Here is a 4,210-nt window from a genome sequence, read left to right as displayed (position 1 = left end):
TGAATTTCTTCAATGACAAAAGAACTAACGCCAGTGCAGAATCGTTCAACTGCAAGCTAAAAACATTCAGGGCTGAATTCAGAGGAGTGAATGATCTGAAGTTCTATCTTTATAGGGTAAAACAGTTGTTTGTATAAGAAATGCAGATTGTTAAAAACACAACAATATTATTAGATCCTATATGAGCCCAATAATCTATTAATATAAAATGCCTAATAACGCAAAAAGGTGCAACATTATTTGTTGCACCTTTTTGTTTGTTGGGATACTCGGACTCGAACCAAGAATGACAGGACCAGAATCTGTAGTGTTACCATTACACCATATCCCAATATCAGCGCAACTCGTTCCCTTATTGCGAGTGCAAAGGTACGAATAAAATTTGAAACACAAACATTTTTCGCGTTTTTTTTTAATAAAATCTAATAAAAATGCGTTTTTAAGGGTTTTCAGCCGTTTTTCAGATTATTCACTGTACCTTTGCATAGCTAAAAAATATACAAACAAAGCTGTATACACACATTATTATTATATAATAAAGAAAACAATAAAGAAATCTGAATGGAAACTAAGAACAAACTTGTAGAAGCCATTGTCAAAGGTATTCAAGAGAAAAAGGGACAGGACATAACAATAGCCGACTTGCGCGAATTGGACGGCTCTATTGCCAACTACTTCGTAATCTGTCAGGGTAATTCGCCGTCGCAGGTAGAAGCCATTGCCGACTCTGTAGAAGAGACAGCACGCATTGAGGCTGGCGACAAACCAATACATGTACAGGGTCTGCCCCAGGCTTACTGGGTAGCCATGGACTACGGCGACGTACTCGTACATATATTCATACCTGAAGCACGCGACTTCTATAATCTCGAAAACCTCTGGCAGGATGCTGCCATCACCAACGTGCCAAACCTCGATTAAGAGTAAATAATTATGGACAACAATAACAAACCTCTGGGCGACAACCAGCCGAAGATGCCACGGTTCAACATGAACTGGATATACACGATTATACTCGTGGTTCTGCTGGTGGGGTTCTTCTCCGACGGAGGCTCTGCCATCATGGGCGGGCCATCGGCAAGCCAGGAAGCTACATACACCAAATTCAAGATTTATGTGCAGAAGGGCTATGCCAAGAGCGTCGTTATAAACAAGGACAAGGGTACACTGCGCATGTACGTGAAGCCCGACAAGATACGCGACGTGTTCGGACAGTCGGGTCAGCAGGTGGGACGCGACCCCTTCGTGAGTGTAACATATGGCTCTGCCGATGCTCTCGACACCTATCTGACGGCAGCTCAGCAGACTGGCAAGATAGCCGACTACAGCTATGAGAAAGACAGCAACTCCGGACTGATGTCGCTGTTCTACACATTCGGTCCGATAGTATTCTTCGTACTGCTTTGGGTGTTTATCATGCGCCGCATGAGTGGCGGAGGCGGAGGTGTCGGAGGCGGCATCTTCAACGTTGGCAAATCGAAAGCACAGATGTACGAGAAGGGCAACGACCTGGGCATCACATTCAAGGATGTGGCTGGCCAGGCAGGTGCCAAGCAGGAGGTGCAGGAGATTGTCGACTTTCTGAAGGAACCTCAGAAATACACCGACCTTGGCGGTAAGATACCTAAGGGCGCATTGCTCGTAGGCCCTCCGGGAACGGGTAAGACCCTGCTCGCAAAGGCTGTGGCTGGCGAGGCTGGCGTACCTTTCTTCTCAATGAGCGGTTCGGACTTCGTCGAGATGTTCGTAGGTGTAGGTGCAAGTCGTGTTCGCGACCTCTTCCGTCAGGCTAAGGAGAAGGCTCCGTGCATCATCTTCATCGACGAGATTGACGCCGTGGGACGTGCACGTAGCAAGAACCCGGCTATGGGAGGCAACGACGAGCGCGAGAACACGCTCAACGCCTTGCTTACCGAGATGGACGGATTCGGCACCAACAGCGGCGTCATCATCCTGGCAGCCACCAACCGTGTAGACATGCTCGACAAGGCTCTGCTGCGTGCCGGACGTTTCGACCGCCAGATAAGCGTCGACCTGCCCGACCTTACAGAGCGCAAGGAGATATTCAACGTTCACCTGCGCAAGGTGAAGATTGACCATACAGTAGACATCGACTTCATTTCGCGCCAGACACCTGGATTCTCGGGTGCCGACATAGCCAACGTCTGCAACGAGGCGGCTCTTATCGCTGCACGCCACAACAAGAAGAGCGTGGGCAAACAGGACTTCCTCGACGCCGTAGACCGTATCATAGGCGGACTGGAGAAGAAGACCAAGGTGATGACCAACGACGAGAAGCGCACCATCGCGCTGCACGAAGCAGGTCACGCCACAGTGTCATGGTTCTGCGAGCATGCCAACCCGCTCGTCAAGGTGAGCATTGTGCCACGCGGACGTGCACTGGGTGCTGCATGGTATCTGCCCGAAGAGCGACAGATTACTACCAAGGAGCAGATGCTCGACGAGATGTGCTCATTACTGGGCGGACGAGCTGCTGAGGAACTCTTCACCGGACACATATCAACCGGTGCGATGAACGACCTTGAGCGTGCCACCAAGTCGGCTTACGGCATGATTGCCTATGCCGGCATGAGCGACCGACTGCCCAATATCTGCTATTACAACCAGCAGGAGTATCAGTTCCAACGTCCCTACTCGGAGACAACGGCAAAGATTATGGACGACGAGGTGCTCAAGATGATCAACGACGAGTATGCACGCGCCAAGCAGATACTCAAGGAGCACAGCGAGGGACACAACCAGCTGGCTGAACTGCTTATGACACGCGAGGTGATTTTCGCCGAAGACGTAGAGCGCATATTCGGCAAGCGTCCATGGGTGAGCCGCTCGGAAGAGATAATCGAGGACAACCTGCCAAAGCTTGAGGACATGCCCGAAGAGGTGCGCAAGGCACAGGAGGAGCATGAGGCAGCCAAGCACAAAGAAGATAAATAACATAAAACATCTTTCAGACTATGAGTGATAAAATGAAAAACCTCATCGTACGCTCGATTACAGGCGTGATATTCGTGGCAGCTGTAGTGACATGCTTCCTGCGCCCCGAGGCTATGATACTATTGTTTGCACTGATTACCGGACTGACCGTGTGGGAATATACGGGCATTGTAAACAACATCGAGAATGTGACTGTAAACCGCTTTCTCGCCACTGTGGCAGGTGTATATCTGTTCTTTGGCATTGCGGGCTTCTGTTCGGGCATAGTGCCTTCGGCAGTGTTCATTCCCTATTTGCTGACAGTGGTGTACATGTTCATATCGGAGCTGTACACAAAAGCGCCCAACCCTATAAACAACTGGGCATACACAATGCTGTCGCAGATGTACATTGCCCTACCCCTCTCGATGCTCAACGTACTGGCATTCAGAGGCACTGCTGACGGTGTGGTTTATACATCGCTGCTGCCGCTGAGCGTGTTTATCTTCCTCTGGACCAACGATACGGGTGCCTACCTGAGCGGTTCGCTCTTCGGCAAGCACAAGCTGTTTCCGCGTGTATCGCCGGGCAAGAGTTGGGAAGGAAGCATTGGTGGCGGTATTCTGGTGATTGTCGTTGCAGCCTTGATAGGCATGTACGAAAACTCAGACATGCACACAGGCAATGCTGAGGTATCGCTCAATATAGCACAGTGGATTGGAATGGGACTCGTAGTTGTGTTCTTCGGAACATGGGGCGACCTTGTAGAGTCGCTCTTCAAGCGCACCATAGGCATTAAGGATTCTGGCAACATTCTGCCCGGACACGGCGGAATGCTCGACCGCTTCGACTCTTCGCTTATGGCAATCCCGGCAGCTGTAATATATCTGTACACGCTCACACTGATGTAATTGCGCAGACTACGGCAAGGACACAATAGTCTACAATAAAAAGTGCTGACATTCTGTCATTAACAACGACAGAATGTCAGCACTTTTTTGTTGGTACACATATTGCAGTATACATAATGTAAGAACATTTGAGAATGAATTGATTATTAGGTTACACATAGTAGGTTTTAGTTAGGTTATAGGTTAATATTGATTGTTTGAAAAACACAGAAATAGGGGATGCATCAAGACGTTGATGTCTTGGTGCATCCCCTTTTTTATTGCAATTACTGGATACGTATCGGATTGTTAGGGCTCAGTGGAAATTTAGTGGGGATAAGCATAAATCTTTGCAAGTCGATACAGAAAGAACTTTTCATCAACGA

At 48.8% G+C, this 4,210-nt stretch carries 3 protein-coding genes and 1 tRNA gene; 3 read left to right on the top strand and 1 reads right to left on the bottom strand.

Going from position 1 to position 4,210, the window contains the following annotated elements; translation table 11 throughout:
* Positions 1–260: 260 nt before the first annotated feature.
* A tRNA-Gln gene (locus tag I6E38_RS14370) sits at positions 261–331 on the bottom strand.
* Between the two features lie 230 nt (positions 332–561).
* On the opposite strand from I6E38_RS14370, the gene rsfS reads away from it, so the two are divergent.
* From rsfS to I6E38_RS14355, 3 genes are read left to right on the top strand one after another with little or no spacing between them, the layout of a single operon-like run.
* Positions 562–921 carry a ribosome silencing factor gene (gene rsfS / locus I6E38_RS14365; protein ID WP_235394638.1) on the top strand — a complete coding sequence of 120 codons (360 nt, stop codon included), beginning with the start codon at positions 562–564 and terminating at the stop codon, positions 919–921.
* A gap of 12 nt (positions 922–933) precedes the next feature.
* The gene (ftsH, locus tag I6E38_RS14360; RefSeq protein ID WP_235394637.1) at positions 934–2,955 is read left to right on the top strand and encodes an ATP-dependent zinc metalloprotease FtsH; all 2,022 of its coding nucleotides are present in this window, start codon (positions 934–936) and stop codon (positions 2,953–2,955) included.
* Positions 2,956–2,975: 20 nt separating this feature from the next.
* A complete protein-coding gene (locus I6E38_RS14355) occupies positions 2,976–3,845 on the top strand; it encodes a phosphatidate cytidylyltransferase (protein ID WP_235394636.1) in 870 nt (289 codons plus the stop codon).
* The last annotated feature ends 365 nt before the right edge of the window (positions 3,846–4,210 follow it).

The sequence above is a fragment of the Leyella stercorea genome (genome assembly GCF_021531355.1).
In the GTDB taxonomy this organism is placed as follows: Bacteria; Bacteroidota; Bacteroidia; order Bacteroidales; family Bacteroidaceae; genus Prevotella.
The sequence above is the reverse complement of the archived record's forward strand: the minus strand, read 5'-3'. Positions and strand labels throughout refer to the sequence as shown.